Source organism: Alcanivorax hongdengensis A-11-3, from assembly GCF_000300995.1.
Lineage (GTDB): Bacteria > Pseudomonadota > Gammaproteobacteria > Pseudomonadales > Alcanivoracaceae > Alcanivorax > Alcanivorax hongdengensis.
This window is the reverse complement of the sequence record NZ_AMRJ01000007.1, coordinates 102,609-118,827: the sequence shown is the minus strand read 5'-3', so window position 1 is coordinate 118,827 and position 16,219 is coordinate 102,609. Positions and strand designations below refer to the sequence as shown.

The 16,219-nt window shown below is 60.7% G+C and carries 16 protein-coding genes; 6 read left to right on the top strand and 10 right to left on the bottom strand.

The features are described 5' to 3' along the window. Positions 1–50: 50 nt before the first annotated feature. A complete protein-coding gene (gene nfuA / locus A11A3_RS06800; protein WP_008928536.1) occupies positions 51–644 on the bottom strand; it encodes a Fe-S biogenesis protein NfuA in 594 nt (197 codons plus the stop codon). Positions 645–826: 182 nt separating this feature from the next. Between nfuA and A11A3_RS06795 the strand changes: the two genes are divergently transcribed. From A11A3_RS06795 to A11A3_RS06785, 3 genes are all read left to right on the top strand, one after another. Beyond that, the gene (locus A11A3_RS06795; protein WP_008928535.1) at positions 827–1,063 is read left to right on the top strand and encodes a DUF2970 domain-containing protein; all 237 of its coding nucleotides are present in this window, start codon (positions 827–829) and stop codon (positions 1,061–1,063) included. A gap of 133 nt (positions 1,064–1,196) precedes the next feature. Continuing rightward, a complete protein-coding gene (locus A11A3_RS06790) occupies positions 1,197–2,843 on the top strand; it encodes a nitrite/sulfite reductase (protein WP_008928534.1) in 1,647 nt (548 codons plus the stop codon). After that, positions 2,836–3,324, top strand: a complete 489-nt coding sequence (locus A11A3_RS06785) for a DUF934 domain-containing protein (protein WP_008928533.1) — start codon at positions 2,836–2,838, stop codon at positions 3,322–3,324. The genes A11A3_RS06790 and A11A3_RS06785 overlap by 8 nt, the downstream gene beginning before the upstream one ends. A gap of 34 nt (positions 3,325–3,358) precedes the next feature. On the opposite strand, the gene A11A3_RS06780 is transcribed toward A11A3_RS06785, so the two are convergent. The 6 genes from A11A3_RS06780 to A11A3_RS06755 form a co-directional block, all read right to left on the bottom strand. Continuing rightward, on the bottom strand, positions 3,359–4,315 hold the full coding sequence (locus A11A3_RS06780) for a zinc transporter ZntB (protein ID WP_008928532.1): 957 nt from the start codon (positions 4,313–4,315) through the stop codon (positions 3,359–3,361). 135 nt (positions 4,316–4,450) lie between these two features. Continuing rightward, positions 4,451–5,443, bottom strand: coding sequence for a YhdH/YhfP family quinone oxidoreductase (locus A11A3_RS06775; RefSeq protein ID WP_008928531.1), 993 nt, complete (start codon positions 5,441–5,443; stop codon positions 4,451–4,453). A gap of 9 nt (positions 5,444–5,452) precedes the next feature. Beyond that, positions 5,453–6,505 carry a protease SohB gene (gene sohB, locus A11A3_RS06770; protein WP_008928530.1) on the bottom strand — a complete coding sequence of 351 codons (1,053 nt, stop codon included), beginning with the start codon at positions 6,503–6,505 and terminating at the stop codon, positions 5,453–5,455. A 74-nt stretch (positions 6,506–6,579) separates the two neighbouring features. Further along, positions 6,580–7,227: a hypothetical protein gene (locus A11A3_RS06765; RefSeq protein ID WP_008928529.1), complete on the bottom strand. Its 648-nt coding sequence runs from the start codon at positions 7,225–7,227 to the stop codon at positions 6,580–6,582. A 4-nt stretch (positions 7,228–7,231) separates the two neighbouring features. Beyond that, positions 7,232–8,041 carry an NAD(+) diphosphatase gene (gene nudC, locus A11A3_RS06760; protein ID WP_008928528.1) on the bottom strand — a complete coding sequence of 270 codons (810 nt, stop codon included), beginning with the start codon at positions 8,039–8,041 and terminating at the stop codon, positions 7,232–7,234. A gap of 4 nt (positions 8,042–8,045) precedes the next feature. Then, entirely contained in the window at positions 8,046–9,731 is a 1,686-nt protein-coding gene (locus A11A3_RS06755; RefSeq protein WP_008928527.1) for a FimL-related protein, read from the bottom strand. A gap of 392 nt (positions 9,732–10,123) precedes the next feature. Here A11A3_RS06755 and nhaB point away from each other — a divergent pair, with 392 nt between their 5' ends. Then, positions 10,124–11,719 (top strand): sodium/proton antiporter NhaB, encoded by a 1,596-nt coding sequence (gene nhaB, locus A11A3_RS06750; protein ID WP_008928526.1) that lies wholly within the window; start codon positions 10,124–10,126, stop codon positions 11,717–11,719. Here nhaB and dnaQ read toward each other — a convergent pair. Genes dnaQ through A11A3_RS06735 form a run of 3 tightly spaced genes read right to left on the bottom strand, consistent with a single transcriptional unit; the run spans position 11,713 to position 13,690 of the window. After that, positions 11,713–12,450 carry a DNA polymerase III subunit epsilon gene (dnaQ, locus tag A11A3_RS06745; protein WP_008928525.1) on the bottom strand — a complete coding sequence of 246 codons (738 nt, stop codon included), beginning with the start codon at positions 12,448–12,450 and terminating at the stop codon, positions 11,713–11,715. The two genes, nhaB and dnaQ, sit on opposite strands and share 7 nt — an antisense overlap. Next, positions 12,438–12,884, bottom strand: a complete 447-nt coding sequence (gene rnhA, locus A11A3_RS06740; RefSeq protein WP_008928524.1) for a ribonuclease HI — start codon at positions 12,882–12,884, stop codon at positions 12,438–12,440. Before rnhA ends, dnaQ begins: the two co-directional genes overlap by 13 nt. A gap of 20 nt (positions 12,885–12,904) precedes the next feature. After that, positions 12,905–13,690 carry a class I SAM-dependent methyltransferase gene (locus tag A11A3_RS06735; RefSeq protein ID WP_008928523.1) on the bottom strand — a complete coding sequence of 262 codons (786 nt, stop codon included), beginning with the start codon at positions 13,688–13,690 and terminating at the stop codon, positions 12,905–12,907. Positions 13,691–13,746: 56 nt separating this feature from the next. Here A11A3_RS06735 and gloB point away from each other — a divergent pair, with 56 nt between their 5' ends. Both gloB and A11A3_RS06725 read left to right on the top strand, forming a co-directional pair. Further along, the gene (gene gloB, locus A11A3_RS06730; protein WP_008928522.1) at positions 13,747–14,520 is read left to right on the top strand and encodes a hydroxyacylglutathione hydrolase; all 774 of its coding nucleotides are present in this window, start codon (positions 13,747–13,749) and stop codon (positions 14,518–14,520) included. Between the two features lie 72 nt (positions 14,521–14,592). After that, entirely contained in the window at positions 14,593–16,194 is a 1,602-nt protein-coding gene (locus A11A3_RS06725; protein WP_008928521.1) for a lytic transglycosylase, read from the top strand. Positions 16,195–16,219: the final 25 nt, after the last annotated feature.

The window sequence follows — 16,219 nt, the reverse complement described above, 5'->3', positions numbered from 1 at the left end:
AGTGAACAGCATTACGGCTGGGCCGGGCTTTCTGCTGCAATCAGTCAGCATTAGCTGTAATAGGCATTCTCGGTAACGGTGTGGTCGGTCTTGTCCCGCACGCCGGTGAGCTCCGGAATGCGCTCTTTCAGGGTTTTCTCCACCCCATCACGCAGCGTCACATCCACCACCGAGCAGCCCTGGCAACCACCACCGAATTCCAGCACTGCCACATTCTCTTCGGTAAGTTCGAGCAGCTGGACACTGCCACCGTGGGCCGCCAGGTTGGGGTTGATCTCGGCGTACAGCACGTAGTTGATCTTCTCCTCAACGCTGGCATCGTCACTGATATCCGGTACCCGGGACTTGGGCGCCCGAAAGGTCAGCTGGCCACCCATGCTGTCCTTCTTGTAATCGATCACGGCGTCTTCCAGGTAACGCTCGCTCTTGCCCTCGATCCAGGCATGAAAGCCCTCGAAGTCCAGGCGGATATCGTTGTCTTCCTGTTCGCCTTCCGGGCAGTAGGCCATGCAGCACTCGGCATGGGGGGTACCAGGGCGTTCGACAAAGATGCGCACACCAATGCCACCCTGATCCTGCTTGCTCAACAGGTCGCGCAAGTATTCCTGTGCGGAATCGGTAATCGTGATCAACTGCTCTGCCATTATGAATCCCGTACCTGTGTATGGGCGCCCGCAGGCGCTGCGGCACCGGCAGTCCGCCGGCCCTCTTTCCTGACTATTTTAGTCAGGTATTCGTCAGTTGCAATGGTCAGCCTCTTTGAGACGCGGGTGCGTGCACGTACAATGGAGGCCGGATTCGGGCTTTCAACCCACAGGGAGGGCGCATGGCTGACAACAGCAATCGTCCTGACTCAGACAAGGCACCCCGCCCGGGACTGCTGCAGGCCCTGCAAAGCACCCTGGCGGCGCTGTTTGGCATCCAGAGTGACAGCAATCGGCAACGGGATTTCAACCGGGCCGATCCGGGCCAGCTGATCGGTGTTTTTGTGCTGGTCGTAATTGCCCTGGTTGTCGGCATGATCGTGCTGGTAAATGCCCTGCTGGACGCGGCCCCTAAATAGCCGCTCGTCATAGGGATATACCAAGATATTTCTTTTCACTATAAGAGCGCTTTGCTACAGTGCCGCTCTCGCTCCTCCCGGGGCGACGTCTATCTGTTGTAAATCAATGCATTAAGGACGGTGATACGGTCCCATGTACGTTTATCAGGAATACGATCAGCAACTGCTGGAAGAACGGGTGGCGCAATATCGCGACCAGACCCGTCGTTATCTGGCCGGTGAGCTGAGCGAAGACGAGTTCCTCGCCCTGCGCCTGCAGAATGGTCTCTACATCCAGCGTTATGCGCCCATGCTGCGTATTTCCGTGCCCTATGGCCTGCTGGCCAGCCGCCAGTTGCGCCGCCTGGCACATATTGTCCGCACCTATGACAAGGGGTTCTGCCACGTCAGCACCCGCCAGAACATTCAGTTGAACTGGCCGGCGGTGGAAGAAGTGCCGGATATTCTGGCCGAGCTGGCCGACGTGCAGATGCACGCCATCCAGACCAGCGGCAACTGTATCCGCAATATCACCACCGACGAATACGCCGGCGTCAATCCCCGGGAAATCGAGGACCCGCGCCCCTGGTGTGAAATCATTCGCCAGTGGTCCACCTTCAATCCGGAATTTGCCTATCTGCCCCGCAAGTTCAAGATCGCCGTCAATGCGGTGGCCGATGCGGACCCGGCACTGATCGGCGTGCACGATATTGGTGTGCAGCTGGTTCACGGTGCCAACGGCGAGACCGGATTCCAGGTATGGGCCGGCGGTGGTCTGGGCCGCACGCCCATGACCGGAGCCGTCATCGGCGAATTCGTGCCCTGGCAGCACCTGCTGGCCTACCTGGAAGCGATCCTGCGCGTTTACAACAAGTACGGTAACCGCGACAACAAGTACAAGGCTCGCATCAAGATTCTGGTCAAGGCACTGGGCGCCGACAAATACCGTGAGCTGGTGGAAGCGGAATTCGCCGAGCTCAAAGATGGCCCCATGACCCTCACCGCCGAGGAAGTGGATCGCGTCAAGGCCTGCTTTACCGACCCGGATTACCGCACCGTGGATACCGCCGAAGTGGATGCCAAACTGGCCTCCGACAAGGCGTTCAGCCGCTGGTATCACACCAATACCCGTGCCCACAAGCAGGCCGGCTACCGGGCCGTGACCCTGACGCTGAAAAAGACCGGCCGGGTCCCCGGTGACATCACCGATGAGGAGCTGGAAGCGGTGGCCGATCTGGCCGATCAGTTCAGCTTTGGTGAACTGCGCAACAGCCACCAGCAGAACATGGTGCTCTCTGACGTGCCCGCCGATCAGCTTTATGCGCTTTGGCAGCAACTGGATGCCCTCGGTTTTGCCACACCCAACCTGGGGCTGCTCACCGACATCGTCTGCTGCCCCGGTGGTGACCTGTGTGCACTGGCCAACGCCAAGTCCATTCCGGTGGCTGAATCCATTCAGCGGCGTTTTGACGACATGGATTACGTACACGATCTGGGCGCCCTGGACCTGAACATTTCCGGCTGCATGAACGCCTGTGGTCACCACCACATCGGTCACATCGGCATTCTCGGTGTGGACAAGAAAGGCAAGGAGTTCTACCAGGTCACCCTGGGCGGCCGCGGCGACAAGGTTTCGCTGGTGGGCGAGAAGATGGGCCCCTCCTTCGAGGCGGACGAAATCACCGATGTGGTGGAAAAGATCATCCACCTCTACGTGGAAAAACGTCTGGAGAACGAACCTTTCATCGATACCTATGAGCGTATCGGCATGGCACCCTTCAAGGAGCGCGTCTATGGCTAAGCTAATACTCGACGGCGCCATCGTCGACAATCAGTGGCAGCGCCTGGATGCGGACGCGCTGGCCAATGGCCTGCCCGACGGCAAGGTGATCGTGCCACTGGATTACTGGCAGAGCCACCGCCAGGCTCTGCTTGAGCGCACAGATGTGGGGGTTTGCCTGGAACCCGGCGAAGAACCGCGGGATCTGGTGGACGACCTGGAGGCCCTGCCGCTGGTGGCGATTCACTTCCCTGCCTTCAAAGACGGTCGTGGCTACTCCTATGCCCGCGAGTTGCGCACCCGCTTCGGCTTCAAGGGAGAAGTGCGAGCGGTGGGTGATGTGTTGCGTGACCAGCTGTTCTACATGCAGCGTTGCGGCTTCAATGCCTTTGAAGTGCGTGCCGACCGCAACATCGAGGAAGCCCTTAGCGGCCTGAAGGATTTCAGCGTCACCTATCAGGGCGACGTGAACGACCCTCGCCCGCTCTACCGCCGGGCCTGATCAAGCCCGCCGGACCGCCATGACGAAAACGCCGCTATAACCAGCGGCGTTTTCGCATCCACAACAAGACCCCCACCGCCACCGCCACCATGGCCGCCACGAACCACCAGAACGCGGCATCGTTTTCAGTGCCAGGCAAGCCACCCACATTGATACCGAACAGCCCGGTGAGAAACCCCAGTGGCATGAACAGGGCAGAAATCATGGCCAGCAGATACATGCGGTCATTGATGGCCTCGTTCTGCACCGAAAACACTTCCTCCTGGAGCAAAGTGGCATGTTCGCGGGCGGCATCCAGGTCTTCCAGCAACCGTTGCAGGCGCTCCATGGCCTCACGCACCACCAGGGCATCCTCCCGGCCCAGCAGGTCATCCCCCTGCAGGCGGCCCAACGCCTCACGCTGCGGTGCCAGGTAGCGCCGCAGGGTAATCGCCCGCCGACGCAGCTGGCCAAGCTGGGAGGTAAGTGCCGCACCCGGCGTCTCGTCAAGATGCTCGGCACAGGCCTCCACTTCATCCTCGATGTTGGCGATCACGTCTTCCATTCGCCAGATCAGCTGATCCACCACTTCCGCCACCAGCGCCGCCAGCGTCTTCGGCCCGTGCCCCCTGGCCAGGGCACCTTCCACCTCCTGCAGGGACAACAGCGTGCGTTTCTGGCTACTGATGATGCGACCGTCACTGATCCACAAACGCAGGGCAATCATGTCCTCTGGCCGGGCACCGGGATGCAGGTTCACTCCGCGCAGATACACCAGCAGCCCACCGGCCACTTCCGTGGCCCGTGGCCGGGTTTCCGCCGCCAGCAGGGCATCCACCACCGCCGCCGGAATGTGCTGGCGTTGCAACCACTGCTCACTTTCGTCCCGGGTGTAGTCCAGGTGCACCCAACAGGGCTGGTCATCAGCGGTCAGCTGATGATCCGCGTCCAGGGCCTGGGCGCCGCCCTTGCCATCCAGTGTCAGTGCAATCTTGAGCCAGCTGTTTTCCATGTGAAATTCCGTCACGCTGAGGGATATGGGCAAACCATTTTTTCTGTATATCAAAAAAGCGAAAGCAAAAGAAAGCACAAACAAAAAACGCGGCATCACGCCGCGTTTCCATGCTACCCATGCCAGGAGGTGTGATCAGTCGACCCTGACCACTACCCGGCCACGAACACCCCCGGCAAGAATTTTTTCAAACCAGGGCGACAACTGATCCGGGCTCACCTCACCGGCCTCCAGCGCACGCATGTCGTCCGGGCGCCATTCATCCGCCAGCAGTTGCCACATCTGTTGCTTGATCTCGCAGGGCAGCTCCACGCTGTCCACACCCAGCAGGTTGATACCGCGCAGAATAAAGGGGAACACTGTCATTTCCAGTTTGGGCGAGCCGGCCAGGCCACAGCAGGCCACACTGCCTCCATATTCCACACTCTTGAGTGCCGCGGTCAGCATATCGCCACCGACACAATCCACCGCCGCAGCCCAGCGCGGTTTCATCATGGGCTTGTCAGCCCCTTCCAGCATCTCTTCGCGGCTGATAATGCGAGTGGCTCCCAGGGCCTTGAGCCAGTCATGGGCATCCTTTTTACCGGTTACCGCCACTACCTCAAAGCCCAGCTTGGCCAGAATGGCCACGGCCACACTGCCCACGCCACCGGTGGCCCCGGTGACCACCACTTCGCCCTGCTGCAGTTGCAGGCCGGTATCCAGCAGCGACTCCACGCACAGGGCCGCGGTCAGGCCGGCGGTGCCGAACACCATGGCATCACGGGGGGCCAGCCCCGCAGGCAGCGGCACCAGCCATTCGGACGGTACGCGAATGTACTGGCCGTAGCCGCCATCGGTATTCATGCCCAGGTCATAACCGGTGCAGGTCACCCGATCGCCGACGCTAAACGGGCCGTCATCGGCAGCCTCCACCACGCCCACGGCATCAATGCCTGGGGTGTGGGGAAAATGACGAGTCACCCCCTTGTTACCCGTGGCGGACAGCGCGTCCTTGAAGTTCAACGATGACCATTCCACCCGAACCAGCACACCGCTGTTGCCCAGTTCACCCACATTGCGGTCCACCATCTCATTGATGAAACCGTCATCGGTCTGGCGGGTCTGCAGGGCACGAAAGGTGGTCATTGCCATCTCCTAGTAAAGTTGACGCTGACTACCGCGATGCAACCAGCGATCCAGTACGCGGTTGAGGGCCGTTTCCATGGAAAAGCCCAGGCGATCAGCCAGCTTGCGTTTGGTATGCCACTCTACCTGATAAATCTCCTGGCTGTCCTTGCGCAGCTGTAACAACTCGTCGCTGGTCATCAGCTCATCCACCAGCCCCAGCTCCTTGGCCTGACTGCCAAACCAGTGTTCGCCGGTGGCCACCTTGTCCAGATCCAGTGAGCGGCGATTGTCGCGCACAAAGCTCTTGAACAGGGTATGAGTCTCTTCCAGTTCCTGCTGGAACTTGGCGCGAGCCTTGTCGGTGTTTTCACCCAGCATGGTCAGCGTGCGCTTGTACTCACCGGCGGTCATCAATTCCACATCAATATCGTTTTTCTTGAGCAGACGATGAAAGTTGGGAATCTGGGCCACCACGCCAATGGAGCCGATAATGGCAAATGGCGCACTAATGATACGGTCCGCGATGCAGGCCATCATGTAACCGCCACTGGCGGCCACCTGGTCCACGGCAATGGTCAGCTTGATACCCTGGTTGCGAATCCGGCGCAGCTGGGAAGCCGCCAGGCCATAGCTGTGAACCAGTCCACCGGGGCTTTCCAGGCGCAGCAGAATCTCATCGGCGGCGCTGGCCACCTGCAGTACCGCACTGATTTCCCGGCGCAGATGCTCCACCCCACTGGCCTGGATGTCGCCATTGAAATCCAGCACGAACAGACGAGGTTTGCTTTTCTCTTCGGTGCCGGCCTTTTTCTTCTGCTTGGCCTGGGCCTTTTCCTGCTTTTTCTTTTCCTTCAGGGCCTTCTTGCGGGCCGCGGCGGGCAAAATGGCATCTTCCAGCGAATCTTTCAGCTCATCCAGCTCGTCATTGAGATAGCGTACCTTGAGGTCACCATCCTGATCCGCCCTGCCCTTGTTGCGCGATGCGGCAGCGATAATGCCGCCCACCACAAACAATACGGCCACCACCAGGGTGGCGACCTTGGCCAGGAACATACCGTATTCAGTCAGAAATTCGATCACCGTTTTGCTCTCTTCATTACAGCAATAGCCCCGGCGTGACCGGGGCCTGTGCAGGGTATTCGTGGGGGAACCGCTCAGTCCCAGCCGGCTGCCGCCTGCTGGGCACTGCCATTCATGGGGCGGGCAACCAGCCCGGTGGGGCCTGCGTTCACTTCAAACAGGGCGCCATCCGCCATGGGCAGGTAAGCCGCGCTACCATAGCGCGCATCGATGAGGAAACTCCAGCCCTCTTTTGCCAGCAACCAGATATCCAGACCTACCGGCTTGCGATGCAGATTGTAGACCGTCCGCTCGCTGGAGCGCTCGTCTTCCAGGGCGTAATAGCGTCCGGAAATCCGATCAAGCTGGTAACCGGGCTTCAGCCCGAGCAGGCTGAATGGCGCCTTCCACTTGATAATACGGGCATCCAGCTGCCACTGGTCCCCCTTGAGACGAAAATCCTCGGCGCTGCCATCGGTGCGGGTCACCGTGGCGATATAGGACTGCTCACCGGACTGCCTAAAGCTGATGGTGGCCACCGGTACTTCGCGGGTGTACTCATGATAGCCATACAGATTGAGACCGAAGATCGTCATGTAAATGGCCATGGCCACCAGTAGCAGCCCGGCGGTCCCCTTCAGCCATTGCAACAGCCATTGCTGGCGCAGCAGTACCCAGGCGCCCAGCAACACCAGCGCCAGGCTCAGCGCGAAGATCACGAAGGGAGCAAGTCCGTAACTCATTGGATTATCCTTGTTGGCAACCGGCCACCCAGTGGTCGATCAGACTGCGGGCAATGCTGCCCGGTGGTGGCACCATGGGCAGCTGATCAAAACGGAACCAGTCCGCGGCTACAATTTCATCATCATCGATGCGGATATCTCCGTCGGCATAATCCGCATGGAAACCCAGCATCAGTGAGTGGGGAAACGGCCAGGACTGGCTGCTGAAATAACGTACGTTCTGCACCTGGACCCCGACCTCTTCCATGACCTCACGCACCAGCGCCTGTTCGGCGTTTTCTCCGGCCTCCATGAAGCCCGCCAGACAGGAATACATGCCCTCCGGAAAGCGCGCCGAGCGCCCCAGCAAGGCATGATCTCCGCGTGTCACCAGTGTAATGATGCAGGGAGTAATACGTGGGTACTGCCGATAGTCACAGGCCGGGCATACCATGGCCAGCTCACGGCCATGAGTCTCGGTGGCCTGACCACAACGGCTGCAGAAACGGTGATTGGCCTGCCAGCTGAGAAACTGCAGGGCACGGCTGGCCATGGCGAATTCATTTTCATCAAAGGCGCCCACCAGGCGCCGCAACGGAACCCGTTGCAAGGGCTGCTCATCGAGCTCATGGGAAGACAGCTCACAGACATAGCACGGCTCGCTGCCAAGCATGCCAAGGAAGTGATAATGGGGATGGTGACGCGGTGCCTGCAGCGGCAAACGGGGCCACTGCCAGCCGTCGGCCTCGCTGATGATGCACAAATCCTGCTGATGAATCACATAGCAGCGGGCCAGGTCACCTTCGCGCGGCTCCGGGCTGGACAGATCTATCATATATTCAGGCGCAGGCGGCCTTGGCGACCGGGAACCCCAGAGTGGCAACACTCAATTCCGCCACGTCCAGTACCCCTTCACCGATGGGCTTCTGCTCCTCCATGCTTTCCAGGTAGTAATCGATACCGGTGAGCGCATCAGCCAGGGTTTCCATGTTCTCCTGGGTGGGCGCCTGATCACCGGCAAGCAAACGCTGATTGATGTACTGATGACAGGCGGCGGTCACCGCCCGGGCACGATCAAGCTCCAGGAACATAAGACCGCCGGCAATGGATGAAAAGGTGCCCGGCAGATTGCTCAGGTGCATGCTGTCCCAGTTGTTTTCCATGAAGGCACTTAGCGAACGCTTGGCCAGTGCCAGGCCGGCACGGCACTCGCCCACCACTGTCATGCGTGCATCGTCCAGCTGGTAGAGAGAAATGTTGGTATTGTGTGCGGCCTTGTGCACATCGTCGGCGGGCGCCAGGCTGCGCTCCAGGCTGGCCACCACGTTTTCCACCCTGAGCAGCTCATCCACCAGCGTCTGAAAGTCCTGACCTTCCACGTCCTGGTCCGCTTTCCAGCGTCGCACTTCCTCGGCGCGACGCTTCACCGCCCGGGCGTCCTCTTCCTTGCCGATCATGCTGAGGGTGCTGCCCACGCGGTTGAGCCCATCCGACACCGAGGCGTAGTCGGTATCGGCCACACCCTGGGAGGCCAGGTCGAGCGTCTCTTTCAGTTCACCGATCTCGTCACGCAGCGCCTTGGCCACGGAGCGAATCACCGATCCACTGGAACCGGTCATCAGTGCCAGCTCCTGCTGCAGGAAGGCATCCGAGGTGGTTTCCGGCAGGTCAAAGGCGGTTTTCACTTCCTGAATGCGCCCCTCCGTGGAGCGACTCAGGGAAATCACGTACAGGCTTTCCTTGATCAACAGCAAGGGCGCCTCCGATGCCAGCGCCCTTTCGCCCTCGTAGACGACACGCTTGAGCTGACGGTCATACTGGGCAAGCAGATTCTTTCTGGCCGGAGTGAGGGCCATGCCCTCCATGACCATGGCCTGCACGGCGGTGGACGATATCCACCAGAAACGACTCATGCCGCATTCCCCGCAGGCACGGTCCACCCGATGCAGGGCACGGGCCATCAACTTCAGGTTGGTAGGTGCGCTCTGGCCACGCAGCACGCCCAGCAAGCCGACCTGATACATGTGGCGCAGACGACGAACCAGCGCCGGCAACTCATTGCGGGCGACCTCACTCTCGGCAGCGGCAGGCGCCCTGGGGCGAGACAGATCCGCGCTGAAGAAATGACTCTCCTGGATCAACGGCTTGCCCGCCGCGCGACGCAATTCATTCAGGCCGTCGATCAGCAATGCCGGCAAGGTCCGGTTCTTGAGCTGGACGTAATCGAAATAGCGAGTCAGCAGGACAATGGCATTACCCAGTGCCTGAATGCGGCTATCCGATACCCGCTCACGCAATTCCTGGGCGGTGAGGGCCATTTCCTCACTCATCAAGGCTGCCGCCGGCAGCTCCAGCACCTGACAGATCCCGCGAAGTTGCTGGAAACCATCCACGCAGCGCGTCAGTTCCTCAACACGGGAATGATCATCGGAAAACGCTTCCAGACTGGCTTCTGCTTCTGTCAGAGTGGCGTCGATCGCTTCCTTGAGAAAAGTCAGGGAGGTGGTATTCGTTATGGCGACCATGGACTCTCCGCAAGCACCTACACTGTTATTATCTTCGGGCCAACTTACCCGCAAGCTGTGCAAAGCCCCCGGATAGACAGAACATGAGAATAGTTTCTCAAAAATGGTCTATCAACTCTTGCACTCATTCAACACTGCGTCAACTTTCAAATGTAAGCAACTGATTTATCGGCTTTTTGTTAACCCCTGCACAATCTACCCCGGAGCGTGTGCTTGCGGCCTGCTCCCAGACGGGCCTTGCCGGCGCGCCACCGCCACTCTGCTAGAGGTCAAGGCGCCTGATGCCAGCCACGATACGGCCCGGTTGTTTCCACGGTTGCGTGTAACCGCTTAATAGGCTATTATGAGGATTCCAGCGGTTATATTCAAACGATATTGCAGGATGCATGCTTATGTCCGCACCGCAGGGGCGCGCATTTATACATAATTTTCTTGGCCAGGCGCCGGCCTGGTACAAAATCACCATCGTCCTCTTTCTGCTGGCCAACCCACTGTTGATGTGGACAATGGGCCCGGCCCTGACCGGCTGGATCCTGCTCGGCGAATTCATCTTTACCCTGGCCATGGCGCTCAAGTGCTACCCGTTGCAACCGGGCGGCCTGCTGGCCATCGAAGCGGTTGCCATTGGTCTCACCTCACCGGCCAGCGTACTGCACAAGATGGAAGCCAACTTCGAGGTCATGCTACTGCTGATCTTCATGGTTGCCGGCATTTTCTTCCTCAAGGATCTGCTGCTCTATGTCTTCACCCGCCTGCTGCTCGGGGTGCGCTCCAAATTGCTGCTCAGTCTGCTGTTCAGCCTGGCTGCGGCGTTGTTGTCCGCGTTTCTGGATGCGCTGACGGTCACCGCGGTGGTCATCACCGTCTGCACCGGTTTCTACGGGATTTATCACAAGGTGGCATCGGGAAAGAGCTTCCAGCAATCCCATGATCATGGCGATGACACCGCGGTGGAGCCGTTGCACAAGGAAGACCTGGAGCGCTTCCGGGCTTTCCTGCGAAGCCTGTTGATGCATGCGGCAGTGGGTACGGCCCTGGGCGGCGTCTGCACCCTGGTGGGCGAACCCCAGAACCTGCTGATTGCCACCAAGGCGGACTGGCACTTTGTGGAATTCTTCCTGCGCATGGCGCCCATCACCCTGCCGGTGCTGGTAACGGGGCTGCTTACCTGTGTGGTGCTGGAGTGGCAAGGGTGGTTCGGTTACGGGCAACCACTACCGCGCAAGGTACGCGCCATCATGCGTCGCTATGCCAGCGCCCAGGACCGCAAACGCACCGATCAGAACCGGGCGGCCCTGATCGTACAGGGGCTCACGGCGGCCTGGCTGGTGATCGGCCTGGCCACCCACGCCGCCGCCGTAGGCCTGATCGGCCTGAGCGTGATCATTCTGGCCACGGCCTTCACCGGGATCATCGAGGAACACCGGCTGGGCAGCGCCTTCGAGGAAGCCCTGCCCTTTACCGCATTGCTGACGGTGTTCTTTGCGGTGGTGGCGGTGATTTCCGATCAACAACTGTTTGTGCCGGTGATCGAGTACGTTCTGCACCTGGACCACAACATTCAGGGGCCGGCCTTCTATCTGGCCAATGGCGTGTTGTCAGCGGTGTCGGACAATGTCTTCGTGGCCACGGTCTATATTGATGAGGTGGGCCATGCCCTGCTCAAGGGAGAAATCAGCCGGGACACCTTCGACATGCTGGCCATCACCATCAATGCCGGCACCAATATCCCCTCGGTGGCGACCCCCAATGGCCAGGCGGCCTTTCTGTTTCTGCTGACATCGGCACTGGCTCCGCTGGTCAGGCTGTCCTATGGGCGCATGGTATTGATGGCCCTGCCCTACACCCTGGTCATGTCCGTTACCGGGTTATTGATGACCATGACGGTACTGGAGCCGGCCACGGAGCATATGTATCGCCAGGGCTGGATAGCCCATCACGAGGTGGCGGAATATCACCCGGTCGGCGGCAGCAGCGGCGATCACTGATCCGCAGTGGGCTCCGCCTCGTTCAGCCATAGCGCCACACCGTCATTGCCCTTGGCAATCGCCTGCAGCTTGCTCTGGTGGCGCTGGCGCTCATCATCGGTGGCGCTCACCACCTTGAGAGCCGGCCGATCGGCGGACAGACGCCGGATGGCTTCGGCCACGGCGCCGCCCCCTTCGCCGGCATCCTCGTTGGCACTCAGTGACAGGCGCGTCTGGCCACCGGTCATGGCCAGATAGACATCGGCCAGAATTTCCGCATCCAGCAAGGCGCCGTGCAGCTCACGGTGACCGTTTTCCACGTCATAACGACGGCACAGGGCATCCAGGTTGTTCTTCTGACCGGGATGCTTCTGCCGCGCCATCTTGAGGGTATCGAGAATACCGCAACGCTGTTCGATGGTGCCGAACTGGCTACCCAGACGGCGCAGCTCGTGGTTGAGGAAGCCCACATCGAAGGGGGCGTTGTGAATCACCAGCTCCGCGCCATCGATAAAGCGGATGAACTCCTCGGCCACCTGGGAAAAGAGCGGCTTGTCAGCCAGAAATTCACGGCTAATACCGTGGACCTCCAGGGCCCCCTCGTCGATGTCCCGCTCCGGGTTAAGATAAAGGTGCAGGTTGTTACCGGTGAGGCGGCGGTTGACCACCTCCACACAACCAATTTCAATCACCCGGTGGCCCTCCGCGGGCTCCAGGCCGGTGGTTTCCGTATCAAGTACTACCTGGCGCATGCCGTTACCTCATCAATACCTTGGTTGGCCAGCTGGTCGGCCCGCTCGTTACCCGGGTGCCCGCTGTGCCCCTTGACCCAGTGCCATTGGATGTCGTGACGCTGGGTTGCCGCATCCAGCCGCTGCCAGAGATCCGCATTCTTGACCGGTTGCCTGGCAGCAGTCTTCCAGCCCCGTCGTTTCCAGTTGGGCATCCACTCGGTGATGCCCTTGCGCACATATTGGGAATCCGTGGTGAGTGCCACCTGGCAGGGTTGTTTGAGCGCCTCCAGGGCCTGGATGGCGGCCATCAACTCCATGCGATTGTTGGTGGTCTGGGCCTCACCGCCACACAGGGTCTTCTCCCGGCTGCCGTAAATCATCAGTACGCCCCAGCCGCCGGGCCCCGGGTTACCCTTGCAGGCCCCGTCAGTAAAAATTTCCACACGCTTCAAGGCGTTACTCCCGTATTACGCTATTCGCCACCGTCCAGTCGGCTGACTCCCCGCCAGCGGGCCACCGGCACCGGGATCACCGTGGGCCGGCGAGCCCCCCGTTGCCGGCTGGGCAAGGGCCGCATCATGCCGGCGCGTTTGCGAGCCACCAGCAGATAGCTGCCTCCATGGCGGGGCCAGAGAAAGTGTCCCAGCCAGGCCAGCAGACGCAGGCGCCCCCGCGCCAGGGCCGAAAACGGCACAGTATAAAAGCCACTGGCCATGCCATCGACCTCAAATCCCAGCACCTGCAACCAGTCAGTGGTTCGTCCCGGGGTAAAGTAGCGACCCGCCCAGGGCGGGCGCGGCCGACCTGGCAGCCAGCGGCTCAGTCCCAGCGCACTGACCGGGTGGAAGCCCATCACCGCCAGGGCACCGCCCGGCGCCACCGTGCGGGCCGCTTCACGCAGCACCCGATGCGGATCACGGGTAAATTCCAGGCAGTGGTGCAACAGCATCACATCCACACTGGCCTTGGCCAGAGGCAGCTGGTGTGGTTCCCCGATAATGCCGGCCCCCTCGAATCCCGGCGCCGCCACCGAAGTGCGCCAGGGCAACGGAATGCCTGACAACATGTCACGGCCACGGCCGCAGCCCACCTCTACGGCCCGTTGCCCCACCTGGCGGGGCAACCAGTCGGCCAGCATGTCTCGCTCCTCGGCGAGCAGCGCCTGGCCCGGCTCTTCTTCCAGCCAGGCATCAAAGCGCTCGGCGCTGTCCGGCGGAGGGGCACTGAAGGGAACCCGGTTAAGCGGCGGTAGCTGCATCGCTGACATTTTCCCTGTGTCTGTTAACCTGTCATTTTCAGCCAGAGTAGCACGACATGCAGTCCTCCCCCACGGCCATCCCGGCATTTCGCGACAATTACATCTGGGCCCTGCCCCATGGCCGGCACTGTGTGGTGGTAGACCCCGGTGATGCGGCACCGGTAGAAGCCTTTCTGGATGACAATCAGCTCTCCCTGAGTGCCATTCTCATCACCCACCACCATCCGGATCATGTCGGTGGCATCCTGCGCCTGCTGGAGCGCGGCGCGGTGCCCGTGTACGGGCCGGCGGACGAGATCATTCCCGGTCGCACCCGGGCCCTGGTGGATGGTGACACCGTTGAGCCGGAGGGCCTGGATCTGTCCTTCCAGGTGCTCGCCGTACCCGGCCATACCCTCGGGCATATTGCCTTCTACAGCCCGGACGCGGGTTGGCTGTTCTGTGGTGACACCCTTTTTGCCGGCGGCTGTGGCCGCCTGTTCGAAGGCACCGCCGCGCAAATGCACGCGTCGCTGCAGCGTCTGGCCGCCCTGCCCGGCGATACCCGGGTGTTCTGTGCCCACGAGTATACCCAGGCCAATCTGGCCTTTGCCGCCGCGGTCAGCCCCGACGACCAGGCGGTGCTGGCACGCCAGCGCCAGGTTATCGCCCTGCGCGAAGCTGACCGCATTACGTTGCCCACCACGCTCGCCGAGGAACGGGCCAGCAACCCCTTTCTGCGCCCGGACAACCCGGCCATCCAGACGGCGTGCCGACAACGCGAGCCCCAGTCAGGGGACAACCCGGTCGACACTTTTGCTACCTTGCGTCGCTGGAAGGACAACTTTTAACCCGTGTTACCTTGCTGTTACGGCACTCCCATGCCTAGAATTGGCTCAAATACTCGGCTCTAACCTGATGTCATGAAAAAAATTATTATTCTGCTGCTCCTTGGCGGAGTCAGCATTCTGGGGGGCTGTGTTTCCCAACAATCACTGGATGAAATGCCACCCATGCCGGCGGCGGACCCGTCCGTGGATGACGTCAACCTGGCCAACGGCATGGATGAGCCGGCCCCGGAAAGCAACGACAGCCCGACACAGAACGCCCCTACCGAAGATCTCTGGGTGCGCATGCGTCAGGGGTTTGCCCTGGACCTGAGCGTTCAGAACGACCGTATTCGTATCCAGCGCGACTGGTATGCTCGTCACCCCCAGTATTTCATGCGCGTCACCACCCGCGCCGAGCGTTACCTGGATTACATCGTCGACCAGGCCCAGGAGCGTAATATGCCTCTGGAACTGGCACTGTTGCCCATGGTGGAAAGCGCCTTTGACCCCTTTGCCTACTCCCATGGCCGCGCATCCGGCCCCTGGCAGTTCATCCCCTCCACCGGTGACCATTTCGGCATGAAACGCACCTGGTGGCAGGACCAGCGTCGCGACATCATCCAGTCAACCAATTCGGCCCTGACCTACCTGCAGCAGTTGTCCGAACGTTTCGATGGCGACTGGCTGCTGGCGCTGGCGGCCTATAATGCCGGCGGCGGCACCGTGTCACGGGCGATTCGCCGTAACGAGGAGGCCGGCCGGCCAACCGATTTCTGGCACCTGGACCTGCCGCGGGAAACGTCCGCCTACGTACCCAAACTGCTGGCCATTGCGCAAATTGTCGCCAACCCGGCGGATTACAACGTTGCCCTGCACCCGATTCCCAACCAGCCCTATTTCGCCACGGTCAACACCGGCGGCCAGATCGACCTGGCCCAGGCCGCCAAGCTGGCCAGTATCTCGGTGGAAGAGCTATATCTGCTCAACCCGTCCTTCAATCGCTGGGCAACCTCACCGGATGGCCCCCATCGGCTGCTGGTACCGGTGGACAAGGCAGACGGCTTCCGTACCCGGCTGGCCAGTTTGCCCAAGGACCAGCGCATGCAATGGGCCCGCTATCAGATTCGCCCCGGTGACAGTCTCATCGCCATTGCCCGGCAATACCGCACCACGCCACAGGTGCTGCGCAGCATCAATCACCTCAACGGCAACACCATCATTGCCGGTCGCACCCTGCTGATTCCAGGCCCCTCGGCGTCCGGCAACAGCTACACGCTGAGCGAATCCCAGCGCCTGGCCCAGACCCAGGCCCGGGGCAGCGAAGGCCGCCAGCGGGTCAATTACACGGTACGTTCCGGCGATACACTCTGGGATATCGCCCGCCGCAACAACGTCAAGGTGTCCCAGTTGGCCAAGTGGAACAACATGGCGCCCCGCGACAGCCTGCATATCGGCCAGTCGCTGGCCATCTGGACCCATGGCACCCAGGTTGCCAGCAATAATGCTGATAACCCGAACATGATCCGCAAGGTGCACTACGCGGTGCGCAACGGCGATTCCTTGTATGCCATTGCCGACCGCTTTAATGTATCGGTAAACGACATCACCAATTGGAATGACAGCGTTTCCCGCAAACGCTATCTGCAACCCGGACAACGGCTGACCCTTTACGTTGATATTCGCCAAACCAACTAGGGCCTGTTCTCAATGGCTGACCGCC

What these genes read in the sequence shown, in the direction of transcription:
- A11A3_RS06775 (WP_008928531.1), bottom strand. Translation starts at nt 5,443, where the DNA reads ATGACCACCTTTCGTGCCCTGCAGACCCGCCAGACCGATGACGGTTTC.
- nhaB (WP_008928526.1), top strand. Translation starts at nt 10,124, where the DNA reads ATGTCCGCACCGCAGGGGCGCGCATTTATACATAATTTTCTTGGCCAG.
- A11A3_RS06765 (WP_008928529.1), bottom strand. Translation starts at nt 7,227, where the DNA reads ATGAGTTACGGACTTGCTCCCTTCGTGATCTTCGCGCTGAGCCTGGCG.
- A11A3_RS06785 (WP_008928533.1), top strand. Translation starts at nt 2,836, where the DNA reads ATGGCTAAGCTAATACTCGACGGCGCCATCGTCGACAATCAGTGGCAG.
- A11A3_RS06735 (WP_008928523.1), bottom strand. Translation starts at nt 13,690, where the DNA reads ATGCAGCTACCGCCGCTTAACCGGGTTCCCTTCAGTGCCCCTCCGCCG.
- A11A3_RS06795 (WP_008928535.1), top strand. Translation starts at nt 827, where the DNA reads ATGGCTGACAACAGCAATCGTCCTGACTCAGACAAGGCACCCCGCCCG.
- nfuA (WP_008928536.1), bottom strand. Translation starts at nt 644, where the DNA reads ATGGCAGAGCAGTTGATCACGATTACCGATTCCGCACAGGAATACTTG.
- nudC (WP_008928528.1), bottom strand. Translation starts at nt 8,041, where the DNA reads ATGATAGATCTGTCCAGCCCGGAGCCGCGCGAAGGTGACCTGGCCCGC.
- A11A3_RS06780 (WP_008928532.1), bottom strand. Translation starts at nt 4,315, where the DNA reads ATGGAAAACAGCTGGCTCAAGATTGCACTGACACTGGATGGCAAGGGC.
- A11A3_RS06790 (WP_008928534.1), top strand. Translation starts at nt 1,197, where the DNA reads ATGTACGTTTATCAGGAATACGATCAGCAACTGCTGGAAGAACGGGTG.
- dnaQ (WP_008928525.1), bottom strand. Translation starts at nt 12,450, where the DNA reads ATGCGCCAGGTAGTACTTGATACGGAAACCACCGGCCTGGAGCCCGCG.
- A11A3_RS06725 (WP_008928521.1), top strand. Translation starts at nt 14,593, where the DNA reads ATGAAAAAAATTATTATTCTGCTGCTCCTTGGCGGAGTCAGCATTCTG.
- A11A3_RS06755 (WP_008928527.1), bottom strand. Translation starts at nt 9,731, where the DNA reads ATGGTCGCCATAACGAATACCACCTCCCTGACTTTTCTCAAGGAAGCG.
- gloB (WP_008928522.1), top strand. Translation starts at nt 13,747, where the DNA reads ATGCAGTCCTCCCCCACGGCCATCCCGGCATTTCGCGACAATTACATC.